The sequence below is a fragment of the Niastella soli genome (assembly GCF_017742245.1).
In the GTDB taxonomy this organism is placed as follows: Bacteria; Bacteroidota; Bacteroidia; order Chitinophagales; family Chitinophagaceae; genus Niastella; species Niastella soli.
The window spans coordinates 496,647-515,156 of the sequence record NZ_JAGHKO010000011.1; the positions used below are offsets into that span (position 1 = coordinate 496,647).

The window sequence follows — 18,510 nt, forward strand, 5'->3', positions numbered from 1 at the left end:
CCTCTCTTCGGTTAACCGGGGAGAGGCATTTGCTTTTATAACGATCATCAATAGGCATAAAAAAAGCTCCGATAGACATCGGAGCTTAGTCTCTGATTTTTAAATATCCTATGAAAAACCCGTAATGCGAATGTATAACAGGTTCGTATAGTTTTTAGTGATGGTGGTCACAAATTTTTATGATTGTTGCCAGTTATTTCATAAATACTAATGCGTTGTTTTTAATTCGTACATGCACCGGCGTGTTTTCCTTTAAGGTGATCAGTTCATCATCTACATGTACATGCCTGCCTTTCCATTTTATTTTTACGTCTTCGGCCTTAATGGTTTTGAATGTATATACTACTTCTTCATCATTGAGTTTGCTGTCGATATAAGCAGCGAATTTTGGCTGGTCGCTTCCCGGTATCAATACCACTTCAAAGGTGCCATCGCCCGGATGGCCAAATGGTGATAAAAAGAGATTGGGCCCTATAAAGCGGATATTCATGACCTCTGCCATCAGGTATTCACCGGAATGATCTTCCCCGTCTATGACCAGTTCACAATAATGCGGTTTGTAGGAATGGCTGATATTATGCATCAATTGCAGGGCGGCTTTCATTTTCTGGTCTTTATCAGGTATGTCGTTTTTTCCCTGCTTTTTCATTTCCATCATAAGATAAGGGAAAAGACCATAGCCAAAGCTTTCAATAAAAAAGTCGGGTTTTTCTTCCAGATCGAAGATCTCACCCACATCTATGGCGGTAGTTTCAGGGTTGCTCCAGGAGCGGATAATGTCGATGAGTTCCCCTTTTATATTTAATGATCCTGCTATGTTATTTGCTGTGCCGCAGGGCAAAATAGCTACTGGCAGGCGTTTTACCGGATGCTCTTTTTTTAACAGCAGGGTAACAACCTCCTTTACGGTCCCATCCCCACCGGCAATTACGATAAAGTCTGTTTGTGCGGGAATGTTTTGCCAATCCCGGTCATCTGTAGAACTATATCTACACACATAACCAGCAGCTTCTATCAACTTTAATAAAGTGTCTTTTGAATGCGCTTCATCACCAGCGCCCGGATTGTGTATGAGGTAAATGGTCTTCATTGTAAATAATCAGTAAATACAAAATTGTACCACCCGGGTGGCATAATTATAATATTGAATATTGTGCTGGCGGAGGCCATTGCCCTGCATTGCCCTCCGAAACCGGCATTTAACATTCTACATTCTATATTTATAGTCCTATGACAATTCTTATAACCAATGACGATGGAATTTATAGTCCGGGTATTGCGGCCCTGGCACGCATAGCGTCCCGTTTTGGAAAGGTAACGGTGATAGCCCCCGATGTGGAACAAAGCTCCATGGGCCATGCGGTTACGCATTCCCGGCCTTTATCATTAAAAAGATCACCCATTGCGTTTGAAGGTATCGAAGCATGGCGGGTAAATGGTACGCCGGCCGATTGTGTGGCCCTGGGCAGTCATTTATATGCCAAAACCGATGTAGTATTATCGGGTATTAATATGGGACCAAACCTGGGCAATTCCATGTGGCATTCAGGTACGCTGGCTGCGGCCAAACAAGCGGTGTTATTGGGTATTAGAGGCATTGCCTTAAGTACGCCGGTTGGTAAAACAGAACCCGACTTTGAGGCGCTGGCACCCTACGTGGAAAGAACGCTGGCCTTGTTGTTTGAAGATAATGACCTGGGGTTGTACAATGTAAACTTTCCGCCCCAGCCAAAAGATATTAAATGGACACGCCAGTCTGTTCGGTTATACGATGGGAAAATAGTACCGGGGGTTGACCCAATGGGCAGAAAACATTACTGGTTCACTGTAACACCCCTGGAACCGGCTGAAGAGGGGACCGATCGCTGGGCCGTTGAAAACGATTACGTTTCTATAACGCCGCTTCGATTAGACCTGACGGATGAACAAATGTTGCGGAAGGTAAAGCTGGAGCATCCGGTTTAAAGAAACAGCAGAGGGCAAAGGGCAGAAGGCAGAGAGAAATACAATGCAGAAATTGCTTAATATAAAACGCTTAACGCGAAAACAACTCATCGTTTCCGTGTTAAGCGTTTTCCTTTTTGCCCTATGCATTTCCTACGCTACATTAGCCTCGTCTGTATTATCTCTGCCCTCTGCCTTCTGCCCTTTGCCCATTCACTGCCTATTGCTTACTACCGCCTCACCACTGCCCACGGTCTTTTTGGTTTCCAATGATCTAAGTTTATTCAAATAATACTTCTTCACATCCTCCCACTTATAATAAGGAGCTTGCTGCGTAGGAACAGGCAATACCATTTCCTTTTCATTCAGTAACACTTTCACTAAATGATCGGCGCCATTTGAATAAATGATCCATTGAATATTGGCGCTTAAAGGAATAATAGCTTCTGGCGACCAGTGCTTATTATACTGATAAATAGAAACCGCCGGCACACTGGCTTGCGGTATACCCAATAATGTAGCAAAAGGTGAAATAGCTTCTGCATGGGTAAAGCGAAGAATGGCATCCTTTTGTTTGATATGGTCAACCACTTCACTGGTGGTATTGATAAAATTGGCCAGCAGGGGCGTAGCCACCGTTGCCTGTATACCGGCTGTATCACGGCCCGCGCCTTTTTCCAGAAAGTCTTCAGCCCCATTTATAAATGCAAACCATTGCAGTTGTTGGGGCGTGAATGCAATCCGGAAGTCGAGGCTGTTGGGTGTATACCCGTGCTTTTTTATTTCAACGGGAATGGAAAACGAACCGCAGTAAACATCATACAGGTTTTGGGAAAACGTTACCGCATCGGTTTTGAAAGCAGGGGTAAACAGCCTGCTGCAAATTTGTTGCGCATACTGCCCGGTTTTATGGTCGTTCCGTAGGGAGTCGACCGCTTGTTGTACGGCGGCACTTTTCTTAAATGCCTGGTAGGCAGGCGACAGGTCATAAAAACGAAGCATGGTATCCTGCGAATCGGGTAAGATTTTGTATTCTTTTTTACCGGTATATGCCGCAAAGCTGTCGAGAAAGGCGGTCGCGCTTTGCTGGGTCCTTATTTTATGCGTGGCATATATTTCCAGTCCTTTTCCGGTAAATGCCTGTTTGTAGTTACCTAATAAACGTTTACCAATAAGCTGTTGTTCAGCCACGCCCAGACCGGTTATGTTCTCATAGTTGCCTTTTTGTAAGCCAACAAAGCGTTGGGTCATGATCAGCAGTTGTTTGCCCAGGCTGGTAAGCGCTTTGTTTTTTTGGGCTTCTTCCAATACCTGTAACACCTGCACATCGCTGCCGGCTTTTGTAAAGAACCGGGAGCCATGCCGCCCAACATGATTTACAAACACCGGTTTATAACCGGCAGGGGCCGGGGTGTACTGTTGTGGGGGCGCCGGATAAGGTGTTTTGGTACCGGTAAACAGGGCATTGGTTTGCGCCTGTGCCGGTAAGGTAGAACCGCCTATGATGATACCTGTTATTAAAAATGTTACTCGGGATAAAGAGATCATATTTACTAGTAAGCTTCTTAATGTTGATACAGTTTCCGCTTAACATTGAATGCTTAACGCAGCTATTTATTGATGTATTTGCGTTCAGCAAGCAGGGTTCAGTGTTAATTGAATGAAAGACTTGATGCATAATGCAGGTTACCCGAGCCATCACTCTGGTAGGCTCCCATGTCAACACCAGGAGCCAGGGTGGTAGCACCATAAGTACCGCTCTGGGGTACCGATTTCATGGGTTGAAACAGATCGGCATTGGCTTTTTTCAAGGCAGGTGAACCAGGCAACAAACCGAAATTATAGCTTCCGGCAGTAATGATGGTGAACGGCATCGCCGTAATGTCCATTGGGAAGGTCAGTTTGGTATAGTCAAACTGATTTACATCGTATTGGGCAAACTGCGGGTTGTTAGTGCCGGGTGTAGTACTGCGGATATCACCGCTCATTGTTTTGGCAACTCCATCACTGGCATTAAACTGGTTGATCATCCGTTGATCATTGGCATAATAAAATTGATTATTATAAGTGATGTGCGCCCCATCGGCATCTGAGGTTACGCGCAACCCAAAGCGACAGTTAATGATCATATTGTTGAATATTTTTCCCTGCGCGCCTTTTTCGAAATTGATTGAACCACCTCGACCCGATTTCACCTGGCGGAAACCGCAGTTGATCATTGTATTGTTGTACACGTTCACATTGGTTTGGACCGGGCCATCGCCACTGTTGCTTACTTTAAACCCATTGGTAGCGGCTCCGATGGCCAGGTTATAGGCAATATCACCCAGGGTGCCATTTTTAATATTCACGGCTTCGCCACCGGCTTTACCATTGGCTTCATAGGTATTGCGCATGATACTTACATGACCATGCAGTACCCGCATGCCATCATCGGTGCTGCCATAGATCCAGTTGTCTTCAAAAATGCAATTACCGTTGATATTCGTGTATACTACTGTATAGCGCGGATCACCTGCTGCATACACACCTGGGTCCGCTGCGGGACCGGCGGGACCTCCGGCAAATTCAAGGTGTGTCCATTTAATAATGAGATCGCCGCTTTTGTCGCCGCATTGAATGCCGCCCCAAAGGCCCTTTCCAACAGAATTGGTATTACGTTGCGCATCGGGCACGGTGATGAAATTATGGTTGTTAGGCGTACCCAGACTGATAAAAGTACCATTGCAGGTTATCTGTGGGCTGGTAGCGGTGGTTTTGCCATCGCCCAGTGCAATGAGTTTGGAGCCTTCCATCATCAACAGGGTATCGCCTGCATTGACGGTTATATCGGTCCTGAAATAATAAGTTCTGCCGCTTTGTAACACGCCTTTCACGGAGCCTGTTAAAGTATCGCTGGTAATGGCTTGCCCGGCAGATAATTTCGCTGGGGAAATGTCTACCATTTCTTCCTTGTGACAGGCGGCCAATGCCAAAGCAATTGTAGGTATTATTAGATGCTTTATGTTTATAGTGTTCATTGTATTAATATTATGTGTTACAGGTTTCAGGGCCGGCACCCCGCTGAGGCGGGGCCCCATTATAATTTAAACTTTACTCCTAACAGGTAATTTGCTCCATACGTATCCCTTCTTATATAGGTATCCTTGCCAGGTGTTTGGTGTGGCACTTCACCGTTGATGCTACTGCCGTTAAATGGCTGGCGGATGTACAATTCATAAGGTGTGTTGAGGATATTATTCACCTTGGCATAAATAAACCATTGGCGGGCAATTCTTTTTTCCAGCGAGAAATCCATTTGGGTGAACCCTTTCTGCCAGATATCATTATTTAGGAATTGCGACACCGTATTGATCCTTCTGCCAACATACGTAAAGGCCAGTTGGGCGTTCAAACCGGTTTTGTTATCATCTTTCAACAATAACGACAGGTTGGCAATATGCTTCGACTGTCCCTGCAAGGGGCGCGTTTGGTTCACCTCATCGAAGGTTATACCCCCGGCATAGCTGTGGCGGTAGATCTTGGTAGTGGTGATCTTTGAATCGGTAAACGTATAATTGGCTTTTATCCCGAACCAGCGGAAGTATTTGGTGAGGTCAAATTCAAAACCATAGTTCCGGGCATTCCCAAAGTTGTAAGGCTGGTAGTAGGTATTCACCTTATCACTCTGTAATGAGAACTCGATCGGGTTATCCAGCTTTTTATAAAAGACGCCAATCAGGATCTGGTCAAGTGCATGAGGAAAAAACTCGAAGCGCAGATCGAAATTATCGGAGGTGGTCCTTTTTAGAAATGGATTGCCTTTTTCGGGGTAATCCTCTTCGGCATCATCGGCACTCGGATCTACGTGCGGTACTACTTCATAAAAGTTTGGGCGGCTGATAGCTGCATAATAAGAAGCCCGGAGCGCCATTTGTTTGTCGAAGTTATACTTTATGTGCGCCGAAGGCAATACATCATAATAGTTAATGGAACCTGTTTTGCCTTCTCTGGTTTCAGGTACATCACTGTTCCAGCTTAAGTCGGTATGTTCATAACGCGCACCACCGGTTATTTCAAGGTTCTGGTAGTCGATCTTTACCATACCATAGGCCGCGCCCACATTTTCTTTTGCCGAATAGTTTAAAGGATCGTCTGAAGTGCCTTCGCCATTGAATACATTAAAATTGTTGTGGCTGATATCGCCATCGTATACTTGTATACTTGGGTTTGAAGGTCGAAGCATATAGCGATCGAGATGGCTGTCCCTGGTTTTATTGCGGTACATACCGCCGGCGCTCCAGGTTGTTTGGAATGCACCCAGTTTTGTACGATAGCTTATGTTCACATAGCCGGTCTTGTCTTCATCGTTACTGAAGGCGAATTTGCGGTAGGAAGTGCCATCGAGGTTCAGCGGAGCCTGTACGAGATTGCCTGTGGCCGGATCTTTTGATACTCCGGTCACCAGGTTCAGGTTGCCTTCATCGGGCCGGTTAAAGGTGGCTTTTGACCAGTTGCCCGTCCAGTTTACCGTAAAGTTTTTACCAATGGCATGCTCACCATTTAATGTAGTGTTCACAATTTGTTGTACATCATGCCTTGTTCTGTATTTGTTCTGAATGCGGCCTGTACCCGGTCCTACACGTCCCAGTTGCATGTTGGTGTCAGAGAGTATCCGCAATTCGTTCTTCGTCAGGTTCATATAGCCTACATATGCATTGATGCGGTTGTTCTGGTTCAACTGGTAATCGAGGCGGGTGTGAATACCGCTGCGTTCCTGTTGTATGGAATAATGACGCGATTGGAAAGACGTTACTGTTGCTTCGCCCGTATTATTATCAGTTTCCGATTCAAAGAACTCGCTGTTCACATTGCGGTAGTTATTTTGAAAACTACCAGCTACCAGAATGCCCAGTTTATTATGGAGGACCCGGCCGCCAATGGAAAGTCCGGCCAGGGCAGCCAGCGGATTGTGTTTGCTGCTATAGGAAAAAGCGTTGTTTGGAAAATCTGTCATGGTAGCCTGGTAACTGTTGCCATTGGTGTACCGGGGCGATTTGTTCAGGGAAGCCGAAGTAGAAAAGCTGTTGAAGTCCTGAGAAAAGTATTTATCAGCATAACCTACCGCGGCATTGGCTTTTACGGAGAATTTTTCCGGCGCGGTTTTCATGATCATATTCACCGCGCCACCAATTGCATCGCCCTCCATATTGGGCGATAATGATTTGCTTACTTCGAGACGGTCGAGCAGGTCGGCTGGGAAAATGTCCAGGGGTACATAGCGGTTCTTGTTATCAGGACTGGGGATCTTGATGCCGTTAACGAGGGTATAAATATACCGTTTGTCCATACCTCTTATAATAGCATACTGGCCTTCACCATTGGAACTTCTTTCAAGCGAAACACCCGAAATACGCTGGCTAACATTCGCTACCGAAAGATCGGGCGAAATTTCAATAGATCTGGCTGATACGGCATTCAGGATATGATCGGCCCGGCGTGTTACCTGCAGGGTAGCCGCATCTGACCCTTTATCATGTCTGCCGGCAATAATTACTTCTGTAAGCTCTCGCTTTTCGGGTTCAAGGGTAATAGTGAGGAATTGCTTTTTTTCTGAGGTAGCGTTAAACGTAGTTTCAAAGGGTTTGTAACCGATACATTTAACAGTAATGGTGTAAGTACCTTCCGCCAGTTGTTTGGCAACGTAGGAACCATTCAAACCAGAAAAGACCACAGTTTTGTAGGGTCCATTAATGGTGATGGTAGCGCCGGGAATTTCTTCCCCGCTTTGTTGGTCGCGTACCAATCCCTGTATTTGTATTTCCTGTGCATGCACAGAAATAACGAGACTGGTCAGGGCAAAAAATAAAGACAATAAGTGCTTCATAACAGCCAATTTTTGGGTGACATGCAGTTGTGATCATGCCGGTGCAAATGTGAAGAAGGCTCCTTTTTATTGATGAAAACGGGTGTATACAAATTGGTAACAGCGTTACAGGCACCGTTAACAACTCAGCAACAACGTTAACAGGATATAAGTAAGGTATTGATTGTCAAATGATCTCAAAGAACAAAAAACGTCATTACCAATTTATTACCGCAACATTACCGAATTGTTAAGCCGGGTTTGGGTTTTAGGTTCTATGTTTTAAGTTGGTTTCTTTGTACGGAAATTCAGAACAAAGAACTCTGCACATGAACTGCTTTCCGGGTATTTCGTTTGGTTGGTTAATGGTGGTAGCTACGGTATTATTACCAAGTAGTGCTGTTCACGCACAGGAGAATGATCGTACCGAATTATTACATACCCAGCGGTTGAGTAAGCAATTCCCTGATTCCGCTTTTTTGTTATTGAAAGAAATGTACAGTAAGGCCATTGCCGGTAAAGACAGGCAAACGATGGGTATTTGTCTGCAACAGATGGGGCAGGTGTGTTATTACCTCGGTAATTATCCCAAGGCGCTGGATTTTCATGGGAAGGCCGATAAAATATTCCGAGAAACAAATAATGATGAACAGCTGGCCCGCAACCTTAACGATATGGGGCTGGTATATTATCAGAACCGCCAGATCCCGGTTGCCCGCAAACAATATGAAGAAGCATTGTCTATTTATTATAAGTTAGGTAATAGGGAAGGCCTGGCCGATACCTATGGTAAGATTGGCCACCTGTACGAAAAGCAAAAACAGATAGACAGCGCTTTTTATTTTCAACGCCTGGCATTACAGCAATGCCGTGATGTGGAGCAGCAACCAGTGGTGGCCAAGATCTATGAAAATATCGGCAGCATATATGAAGACCTGGAGCGGTATGATTCGGCCTGGTATTATTTCAATCGTTCCCTGGAATTATATAACCAGGTAAACAACCAGGTGGCAAGCATTGAGGTCATCAATAACCTGGGTGATATATATCGCAAAACGGGTCGCTATCAAGATGCGATCAAGGAGAGTGATCAGGCATTGACCAGGGCCATTGCCATCAATGACCTGTATCAGAAAGGCGCTGCTTACCGCGACCTGGGAAAAGCCTGGAATTTACTGGGGCAGCAGGACAGTGCTTATTTTTATATCGATCTTTCCCGCAGGGCTACCATCGATCTCTATTCTATAGAAAATAACCGGCAAACCGCCTTTTTAAGTGTGCTGTTTGATATAGACAAGAAAAACGATGAGATCGTTCAGCTGGAAAACGCACGCAATATAACCTTGATCATTACTACGGCCGTCATTATTGTAGTGGTGTTGCTGGTTGTGTTGGGCTGGGTAACTTTCAGCCGCCAGCGATTAAAGATCAGGAATGAACAAATGCTGAGTGAACGCAACCGGCATATTTTTGAGACCCAGAAAGAGTTGATGCAGGTGGAACTGGCCAATCGGCAATTGCAGGAAGACAAGTTGATGGAGGAGCTGGAAGTAAAGAAAAAGGGACTGACCTCTTACACGCTGCACATCATTCAAAAGAACCAGTCGCTCGAGGACCTGCGCAATAAACTGGAATTTCTGGTGAAAGACGACAAGCGTGATCAAAAGAAACAGTTGCAGCAATTGATCCAACACATAAACCAAAGCTTTAACCACGACCAGTACTGGAACGAATTCCGCGAAACGTTTGAGCAGCTGCACCAGCCTTTTTTCGATAACCTCAAAAAACACACGGAGGAGCTTACCAGTAATGACCTGCGGATGTTATCGCTCATCAAACTTAATATGGCCAGCAAAGACATGGCCACCTTATTAGGCATTTCGCAAGACAGCCTGCGCGTAAGCCGTTACCGGTTGAAAAAGAAATTGAATTTAAGCCAGGATGAAAGTTTAACCGGGTTTGTGCAGGGGTTGTGAGGATATAAGATGCAAATTCTTTACATTCGGACCTATAATGGGGAATGCGATTGAACGGTCCCTTATAAACGATTACAAAAAGCTGCCAGTGCCGGACTGATCGATGCGCAACGGGACCTTGGGCATTCCTATTTTTATGGAGAAGGAATAAAAAGAAACGAGAAATTGGCAGTCTTCTGGTATAAAAAAGCGGCTGCAAAAATGACCCCAAAGCCCTTTATAATTTAGGACTTTGTTACAAAGAAGGTGACGGTGTTAGCCAGTCCAAGCGATGGGCAAAGTATTATTTTTTAAAAACAAAGGAATACGGACATACATTAGCCAAGTAGCAGCTTAAAGAATTGAGTGTTTGAATTATAGAAGGCCTACGGTCTCCTTCCCATAATCCATAAAACTGCTTTAAATAACCTTCAATAAAATCACCACGTTCTTTTAAAAAATAAGGCGTATCGGGTACCTATACTGCGAATCCGGTAATGTTAAATAATTATACTATTTAGTATTACTTTATTACCTTCAATATAAGTATTCCCCGTATTAACTTACTCTTACCTGCATGCATTTTAAGTGATCATGATTGGCGGAGCCCTAGCATCCCATACAATCAGGCAATGCTGATTCCCGAACATTAGCATTATAACAGTAAAGTTACTATTACAATGAAACAGTCAAATGTAAACGACTTTTTTGACCTGATGGTCAAAAGGAAAATGTATTCCAGTAAGGCAAACCTTCAATTTTACCTCAACACCCTGTTTGAAAATGTTGATCTGACACAAAAGGAGGTGTTGGATGTAGGCGGAGGCAGTGGCCTGCTGTCGTATTATGCAGCGGTTAAAGGAGCCCAAAAGGCAATCTGTCTTGAACCGGAATTTGCCGGATCGACAAGCGGGATGATAAAAAAGTTTTATGATCTGCGAAAAGATTTCCCGGCATCGCTGCCTGTTGAATTGTCCACCCATACGTTACAGGAATATTTGCAACAGGCAGGCGTCGAGAAATATGATGTAGTAATAATGCATAATTCCATTAACCACCTCGATGAAGAAGCTGGTATCCAATTGTTGAAAAGTGATGCCAGTTACAGGACCTATTTATCCATCTTTGAAAAAGTATTCAGGATAATGAAAAAGGGAGGCGTATTAATTGTGACCGATTGTTCCTGTGATAATTTTTTTAATGATATAGGGATGAAAAATATCTTCACGCCCACTATAGAATGGCATAAACATCAGCGGCCTGGCACCTGGATAACATTATTTAAAGCAGCCGGTTTTAGCAATCCAACCATAAAATGGCTTTCTCCCAACCGGCTGGGTAAGCCCGGTACATTTATAATGGGCAATTACCTTATGTCGTATTTGACGAGAAGCTATTTTAAAGTGACTATTGTTAAATGAGGGTTTTAAATTGATACTGCGTTTTTACTCAAAGATCATTTTATAAAAAAAAGGGACAGGTCATTTAATGAGCTGTTCCAATATTGATTCCGCCTTCAAATTTTGGTTTCATGTAATGGTTGTATTTTCGTATCGTAATTTCCGTTAACGTTTGTGATCCGAACCTGACATCCTACAGCTCTCCTTCCCATTCTCCATAAAACTGTTTTAAATAGCGTTCCATAAATTCATGCCTTTCCCTTGCCATCATGCGACCGGTCTCCGTATTCATTCTGTCTTTCAGTAATAACAGCTTTTCATAAAAATGATTTATGGTAGGAGCGTTGCTGTTTTTGTATTCTTCTTTACTCATGTTCAGGTTGGGTGGTACTGCAGGGTCATACAGGGCGCGGTTCTTAAACCCGCCATAACTAAACGCCCGGGCAATGCCAATGGCGCCAATGGCATCGAGCCGGTCGGCATCCTGTACAATATCCAGCTCCTTTGATCTGAAAGGTTGTTGGTGATTACCCCCTTTGAAAGAAATATGCGTGATGATATTTTCAACGTGCGCTATAACTACTTCCGCTACTTGCAATGACTGCAACCATTCCCTGGCCTTCCGCGGGCCAACCGTTTCATCACCATTATGGAATTTTGAATCGGCAATATCGTGCAGTAAAGCGCCCAGGGCTACCACCAACTCATCAGCTTCTTCAGCAGCGGCAATGTGTTGGGCAGTCTTCCATACCCGGTGAATATGCCACCAGTCGTGCCCGCCTTCGGCACCGGCAAGAGTTTGTTTAACGTGATCGATGGTTTGAGAAATGATTTCGTCCTTGTTCATGACGCGAAAATACGGCAGGAAAACATGTAGAGATTTCGGAATTTAGAGATTTTTAGATTTGGCGAAACCTCAATATAACTAGCTATTGAAATAGATCATAATTAACACCAGCAAGGCATCATCTAATCCAAATCGCAACTCCCTGAGCGACCGGCTCATTTTCTTTTCTACTGTCTTCACGGAAATGTTCTTTTGTTCTGCGATCTGTTTATAGGTGAGGCCGCTGTCGCGGTGCAACAGGAAGATCTCCTGTTCATCGGGCGGTAAGGTATGGATCAGTTGCTGGTAGGTTGTTTCCACTTCCTTGAACAGAACAGGATCTTCTATAAGAATATCTTTTGTGATCAGGGCCAGCCGGTTAAAGAAGTCCTGGTCTGTTTTTTCTGCCCTGATGGCTTTGAAGACCTGAAAACGAACGGCCTGGTATAAATACGATTGTAAAACTTCTATGTGAAGATCAGTCCGGCGTTTCCATAAGGAAATAAAAACTTCCTGCACGGCATCCTGCGCAGCATCTTTTACCTGAAGTATTTTGTGGGCAGATGAATACAATAGCTTCCAATACCGGTTGTATATTTCGGCAAAGGCAAGCTCATCGTTTTGAGAAAGCATTCTCAGTAACTCGTTATCTGTATGCGAAGGATAATGTTGCACGTTCTTACCCGAAAGTTAAGACAAAATTAACCTACGTGGTAGTGTTTGAGGCAGAAAACTGCAAGAAAGATAGCTTATATTAACTATTTTGTATAAGTGATGTTGGTGTAAAGGTCATTTTAAAAGAGAAAGGAGTAAAAGAGACCTTCTTCAAACTCTTTTACTCCTTTAACTCTTTGCTTCCGAAAAGCCGGGGATAGACATCAGCATCGAATAATAGAGACCTTCTTCAAACCCTTTTATTCTTTTGCACCCGGCTTTCACAGAAGCTTCCCGTTGTTGTAGACGGGAGATCAATAGAAATCTGCAGTTGAGCAAAAAAGAACTCCCCTTAAGGTCTTTTTGCCCGTGTACCCTTGGCGATTGATAGGTTGCAATGTTCTCAACCGCCAGCGGGTAACTATCTTTAAAAATTTACTTACTACTTCCAGCTCAACCTGCCTCTGCTGAACTTTCATGAGGTGTCGGCAAACAAGGCAGGCTGAACTATTAACTTGTCAACTGATCAATTTCCTACTGCACATCCCACCATAATCTTGTTCCGCCATTATCGGGTCCCTTCAGCGTTTTGATAGCTCTATCTACGCCTTTGGGATTGGTCAAATATTCATCTGGTGGTATGTTGATACGACGGATAAATACGGAAGTGGAAATTTTACCACCACTGTTATTGATCACAACAGGGAATAGTTTGGGATAACCTGTTCTGCGGAACTCGCTCCAGGCTTCCTGTCCATCAGGGAATATGCAGATCCATTTCTGGGTAATGATCCTTTCCAGTTTTGTTTCAAAATTGTCGGCCTCATTCCATTTAATGGTAATGGTACTCAGGTTCGGATTACCGTCCTTGATATCGTTCTGACCTGGCGTAATAGCTTTCGGATCGATATAGGGTGCTGGTTTGCTTGTTGCATCGTTTATATAAGCGCTTGCGCTAGCATCTACACCATATTGGTTGAATGAGGTGGTGATGCCCGATTCATAATTGTCTTTGGCGTTACCGGCGTTCGCCCATCCCCGTGCAGCGGCCTCAGCTTTCAGGAACCAGGCTTCGGCAGCGGACAATAACTGCAGTTTGCTAGGCAGATCAACGAGGGCGGAATAATCCTGGTAACGGGTTTTGGCGTCAATGTCTATCCCATTGCGGATCCCTTTAAACTGCCCTTTCACGGCATTGTCGATGGCTGGCGCAAAATATTTGGGCAGGCGGGCGTCGTTGTAGCCTTTCAGGATCGATTCCATGGGCGCGCCCATGCGAATATCGCCCCAGGCGCCACTGATGGTGTTCAACGGGTGAACGGTAGCGCCAATGTCAACACTGAAATTATCGCTGGCCTTGCTTAATAAACCACCGGCATTGGCCAGCGCCGCTTCGCCTTCTGATTTTGCTTTGGCGGCATCGGCTTTCACAATACGCAGGGCCAGTCGCAACCGCAATGAGTTGGCGAACTGCAGCCATTTTCCATAATCACCTTTATAAACCAGGTCGGCATTTACAAAAGTGGGCGTGGGTTTCTGCGTGCGAAGTGGGGTCAATATGGTAATAGCTTCGCTCAGGTCTTTAAAGAAATTGGTATAAGCTTCTTGTTGTGAATCATAATCATAACCACCGTCTTCTGCCCGTACTTTGTATTTTGAATACATGATAGGACCGAAAATATCACTCACCCGGTGCATGGCTTCCACCTTCAGTATCAGGGCCATGGCGTACAGGTCGGGCGCTGGTGTTTTGGTGATCAGCGTTACATTCGACAACGGGGCCATTACACTGGCTTCGGGGCTGCTGTAAGCCGGGCTCAGGGCAAACAGGTTCCAGCCATCCACCAGGTCGTAGGTCAAATTGTTGCTGTTGCCACGGAATGGGGTAGGCGACATCATATAACCACCGAACACATCCCCCATCAGGTTTTGTTGTAACTGGGTAACCCAGGCCGGTTGATATACGTAAATAGAACGTTGTGCTTCCTTCAACTGGCCCACTACCAGGCCGTAGTCTGGCAACAGATCATCATTGCTGGCGCCGTATGGGTCTTTGTTATAACCCTCGAAGTTTTTGGTGCAACCGCTTACCGTAAAGGTGGCAGCTGCTGCTATAGAAAGAATATATTTAGAATGCTTGTTCATTGTAATTGGTGTTTTGATTAAAAGGAACATCTAAAGCTTAGACCCATGCTGCGGGTAGAAGGCATGGAGAACACATCGATACCTTGTAACCCGTTACCAGTACTCATACTCAACTCAGGATCGTACGGCGCTTCTTTTTTAATAAAGAAAAGATTGCGTGCTACCAGTGAAAGGCGCATATCCTTTATGATAGTTGACTTTGAGGGCAGTTTGTAACCAACTGATAGTTCACGCAATCTGATGTTAGTGGCATCGTACATGTAATATTCAGATATCCCTGCACGACCACCTACGGTTGTATAGAAGGTTTCAGCGGGTATGGCGCCACTCCATTTTGTACCATTAAGCATGGTAGCCGGAATGTGAACGCCGCCGTTGTTACGGGCATCCGCTGTTACTTTCGATACACCGTATTCATCAAGGACCGCCTGGGTAACGCTCATTACCTTACCACCAAAGCGGCCGTCGATAAGCGCCGATATAACAAAATCCTTATATTCTACTGTGTTGTTCCAGCCGGCGAGGAAATCGGGGTTGGGGTTGCCAACGAACCCAAAACCTTTCGCCTGTGGTTTTCCTTTATCATCCACTATTATCGAGCCATCAGCTGCACGTTGGAAAACGATGCCGTATATGTCGCCATAAGAACCGCCTTCCCGAATGCGGAGCGAATAACTGTTTACACCGGCTTGTGTGAGCTCATACATTCCGCCCAGCTCAGGTAACAGTTGGATGATCTTATTGCGGTTACGGGTAAAGTTTACGCTGGTGTTCCATTTTACATTCCCCTTATTCATAACATCATAACCAATCATGGCCTCAATACCTTTGTTTTCGATGTTACCGGCATTTACAAAGAAGCGGGAGAAGCCGCTGCCTCTTGGTGCGCTGAAATCAAAATATTGGTCGCGGGTATTGGTTTTATACCAGGTGAAATCAAAACTCAACCGATTGTTCAGGAATTTCCATTCGGTACCTACTTCAAAAGAGCGGGCGTCTTCCGGTTTCAGAATCGCGCCCAGGTAAGGGCTTTGCTGAACGGTTTGTACGTTACCCGATCTGATGGTATTGGTAGGGTTGGTAGAGAACGGCTCTACGTCGTTACCCACTTTTGCAAAAGAGAACCGTACTTTGCTATAGTTGATAAACTGCGGCAGGTGAGCCAGTTCGCTGATGATGGTATTGATACCGGCAGAGAAATATGGATAACCGCTTTTTGCTTTTGGCGTGTAGGCCAGTGTTGATGACCAGTCGTTACGCGCAGTAAGGTCTATATATACCTTTTGATCATAATCGAATGTACCGGTGGCAAAGATCGATTGGACCTGGCGGCGTAAACCAGTTGGTTGTACCATCAATGCAGGGTTCAACTGCAGGTTGCCCAAGGTAAAGATGTTGGCATAAGCAAGATCACTGCCTTTTGAATCGATATAAGTACGGTCTTGTTTCTGGTCGTTGATACTGGTACCGGCGTTGAAATTAAAACCGATCTTGTCTGTAACCGGAACATTACCCGATAAGATCACGTCACCGTATAACAAAGTGCGGGTTAACCGGTCGTAGGTAAAGCGGCCATTGTAGTCGGCCAGTGTTATCTGGGTAGAGGCATTGGCATGCAATTCGTAATTGTCGTAGTTGCGGTTCAGGCTACCACGAGCCTGTACGCTCAGCCATTTGGTGATGGGATACTTCAGTGTTAATGAAGCAAACAGGTTGTCTTTTTTACCCAGGTTCACATCACGGTTCAACACCCAGAATGGGTTTTGCTGGTTATCGGCACCACCCAGGTTTTTATCAGGGTTGATGTTCCACCAGTTCTGCAAATTCATGATACGGGTGGGCGAGAAGTATTCAAAGTTGTTCTTATACTCGTCGAAGTTCAGTCCTCTGGGGAACAGGTACAAACCGGTAAGTGGGTTGTAATATAAACCCGATGCAGGCCGGTTGTTTGTTTTCTGGGTGCTGAAAATGATATTCGCGTCTACATTCAGCTTGTCGTTAAAGAATTTGGAGGTTTGACGGAAGTTGAATGTATGTTGTTTGAATTCGTTGGTTGGAAGAATGCCGTTGTTGTTGGTATTGGAATACGAGAAATAGGTTTGTGCTTTTTCATTACCCGCGGTGAACGCAATGGTATTGATAAAGGTTTTACCGGTTTTAAAGAATGGCTTTACATGGTCGGGGTTAGAACCAGCAGGGCCCCAGCTATAAATATTGTCAGTATTGGTTTGGTTGAAGTTGTATTGCAGATCAGGAGTGTACATGGGGCGCTCCACAGTAAATGCGGTTGAGAAATCAACCTTGGCCATACCGGTACGACCTTTTTTAGTGGTGATCATGATCACCCCATTACCAGCCTGGCTACCATACAGCGCGGCAGCAGAGGCGCCTTTCAGCACGGTGATGCTCTCAATATCTTCAGGGTTAAGTGAGCTCAGTACATCACCCGCATCGCGGCCAGGCGTGTTAATGCCACCGCTTTCGCCCCACAGGTTAACAGGTTGTGCGGTAGAGAAGTTGGTAAGCGGTACCCCATCAATTACATACAACGGCTGATTTTCACGGGTTGATTTTTGTCCACGCAGGATAACGCGAACAGAACCACCTAAACCTGATGAGCTGGGGTTGATCTGTAACCCCGGTACTTTACCATTCAGGCTGTTGATAGGGTTCATATTCTTTACGGTGGTCAGCTCGGCATTATTAACTTTTGTAGTGCTGTAGGTCAGGCTTTTTTGACGGCGTTGAATACCAAGGGCGGTTACCACCAGTTCACCCAGTTGTTGCGAGTTTACGGTAAGGGTTATATTCAGCGATTTGGTATCGGTTAAGGTTATTTGCCGGGTAGCATAGCCGATGTTTGTAATGATGAGGATGTCACCTTTATCGGCATCTATGGTAAAGTTTCCTTCTGCATCGGTGCTGGTACCTTTTTTTGTTCCTTTTACCTGCACGTTGGCGCCTGCAATGGCTTCGCCTTTATCGTTCACTATTTTTCCTTTTACAGGTACGGGCGGCGGCGGAGGTGTATTGATGGTGCCATTTATTTCTATTGAAGAACGCTTTCTGATCACCACCGTATTGCCCTGCACATTATAGTCAAACGGGGCTCCGGTCAGGCATTGTTGTAGTACGTCTTTAAGCGTAGCGTCCTTTACGTTTATAGAGACGGGTTGAAGCCCTTCAAACAAGTTTTCACAGTACACGATAGACACCCCTGTTTGCCTGGAAACCGCTTTGAATACCTTTTGCAGCGGCACATTCTTAAGCGACAGGGTTACAGTTTGCCCACTGGTATGGGCAACTGCATGCAAGCATGTGATGAATAACAGGAATGTGGTTAACTTCATGACCTTAAGCAGTTTGTGCATCTCCCGGCTGGCTAACCAGGAGGGTAATCCGTTCGTATATTTACGCGAACGGATTTTAGCAGTTATTTGCATAACTTTGTTTGGTTTGGTGATTAAATAGATGATACCTCAACAGTCTTGTTTATTGTTACTGAACTCCGCCGTTTCGTCTGGCCACGAAGCGGCTTTTTTTTATTTAGGGTTTATGGTTGGTTCTTTTTTCATGATGCTTGCTCTTATTCGGGCTTCCCGAATGTTATTTCCCGTCTCCCCGTATCGCAATTACAATTGGCAATAAAGCTTCCGGAAGTGCAATGACTGCTTTATTTATGCCTGATAATTGTTGATTGATGCACTGTTCTCTCAAATTGTTAAAACCCCTAGCAACTAC

At 44.9% G+C, this 18,510-nt stretch carries 12 protein-coding genes; 4 read left to right on the plus strand and 8 right to left on the minus strand.

All coding sequences use genetic code 11. The features are described 5' to 3' along the window. Nucleotides 1-193: 193 nt before the first annotated feature. On the minus strand, nucleotides 194-1,090 hold the full coding sequence (locus J7I42_RS27975) for a diacylglycerol/lipid kinase family protein (RefSeq protein WP_209142441.1): 897 nt from the start codon (nucleotides 1,088-1,090) through the stop codon (nucleotides 194-196). 140 nt (nucleotides 1,091-1,230) lie between these two features. Here J7I42_RS27975 and surE point away from each other — a divergent pair, with 140 nt between their 5' ends. Then, nucleotides 1,231-1,965 carry a 5'/3'-nucleotidase SurE gene (gene surE / locus J7I42_RS27980; protein WP_209142443.1) on the plus strand — a complete coding sequence of 245 codons (735 nt, stop codon included), beginning with the start codon at nucleotides 1,231-1,233 and terminating at the stop codon, nucleotides 1,963-1,965. A 192-nt stretch (nucleotides 1,966-2,157) separates the two neighbouring features. Here the strand turns inward: surE and J7I42_RS27985 are convergent, their stop codons facing one another. The 3 genes from J7I42_RS27985 to J7I42_RS27995 form a co-directional block, all read right to left on the minus strand. Then, nucleotides 2,158-3,492 carry a histidine-type phosphatase gene (locus J7I42_RS27985; protein WP_209142445.1) on the minus strand — a complete coding sequence of 445 codons (1,335 nt, stop codon included), beginning with the start codon at nucleotides 3,490-3,492 and terminating at the stop codon, nucleotides 2,158-2,160. Between the two features lie 104 nt (nucleotides 3,493-3,596). After that, complete coding sequence (locus J7I42_RS27990; RefSeq protein ID WP_209142447.1) at nucleotides 3,597-4,964, minus strand: right-handed parallel beta-helix repeat-containing protein; 1,368 nt, start codon at nucleotides 4,962-4,964, stop codon at nucleotides 3,597-3,599. Between the two features lie 59 nt (nucleotides 4,965-5,023). Beyond that, the gene (locus tag J7I42_RS27995) at nucleotides 5,024-7,810 is read right to left on the minus strand and encodes a TonB-dependent receptor (RefSeq protein ID WP_209142449.1); all 2,787 of its coding nucleotides are present in this window, start codon (nucleotides 7,808-7,810) and stop codon (nucleotides 5,024-5,026) included. A 308-nt stretch (nucleotides 7,811-8,118) separates the two neighbouring features. On the opposite strand from J7I42_RS27995, the gene J7I42_RS28000 reads away from it, so the two are divergent. The 3 genes from J7I42_RS28000 (at nucleotide 8,119) to J7I42_RS28010 (ending at nucleotide 11,165) form a co-directional block, all read left to right on the plus strand. After that, nucleotides 8,119-9,765: a tetratricopeptide repeat protein gene (locus J7I42_RS28000; protein ID WP_209142451.1), complete on the plus strand. Its 1,647-nt coding sequence runs from the start codon at nucleotides 8,119-8,121 to the stop codon at nucleotides 9,763-9,765. Nucleotides 9,766-9,864: 99 nt separating this feature from the next. Further along, nucleotides 9,865-9,993 carry an SEL1-like repeat protein gene (locus tag J7I42_RS35755; RefSeq protein WP_378572864.1) on the plus strand — a complete coding sequence of 43 codons (129 nt, stop codon included), beginning with the start codon at nucleotides 9,865-9,867 and terminating at the stop codon, nucleotides 9,991-9,993. 431 nt (nucleotides 9,994-10,424) lie between these two features. After that, a complete protein-coding gene (locus J7I42_RS28010) occupies nucleotides 10,425-11,165 on the plus strand; it encodes a class I SAM-dependent methyltransferase (RefSeq protein WP_209142453.1) in 741 nt (246 codons plus the stop codon). 172 nt (nucleotides 11,166-11,337) lie between these two features. On the opposite strand, the gene J7I42_RS28015 is transcribed toward J7I42_RS28010, so the two are convergent. From J7I42_RS28015 to J7I42_RS28030, 4 genes are all read right to left on the minus strand, one after another. Continuing rightward, entirely contained in the window at nucleotides 11,338-11,991 is a 654-nt protein-coding gene (locus tag J7I42_RS28015) for an HD domain-containing protein (RefSeq protein ID WP_209142455.1), read from the minus strand. Between the two features lie 78 nt (nucleotides 11,992-12,069). Further along, complete coding sequence (locus tag J7I42_RS28020) at nucleotides 12,070-12,645, minus strand: RNA polymerase sigma factor (RefSeq protein WP_209142457.1); 576 nt, start codon at nucleotides 12,643-12,645, stop codon at nucleotides 12,070-12,072. A gap of 513 nt (nucleotides 12,646-13,158) precedes the next feature. After that, nucleotides 13,159-14,769 carry a SusD/RagB family nutrient-binding outer membrane lipoprotein gene (locus tag J7I42_RS28025; RefSeq protein ID WP_209142459.1) on the minus strand — a complete coding sequence of 537 codons (1,611 nt, stop codon included), beginning with the start codon at nucleotides 14,767-14,769 and terminating at the stop codon, nucleotides 13,159-13,161. A 17-nt stretch (nucleotides 14,770-14,786) separates the two neighbouring features. Next, the gene (locus J7I42_RS28030) at nucleotides 14,787-18,212 is read right to left on the minus strand and encodes a SusC/RagA family TonB-linked outer membrane protein (protein ID WP_209142461.1); all 3,426 of its coding nucleotides are present in this window, start codon (nucleotides 18,210-18,212) and stop codon (nucleotides 14,787-14,789) included. Nucleotides 18,213-18,510: the final 298 nt, after the last annotated feature.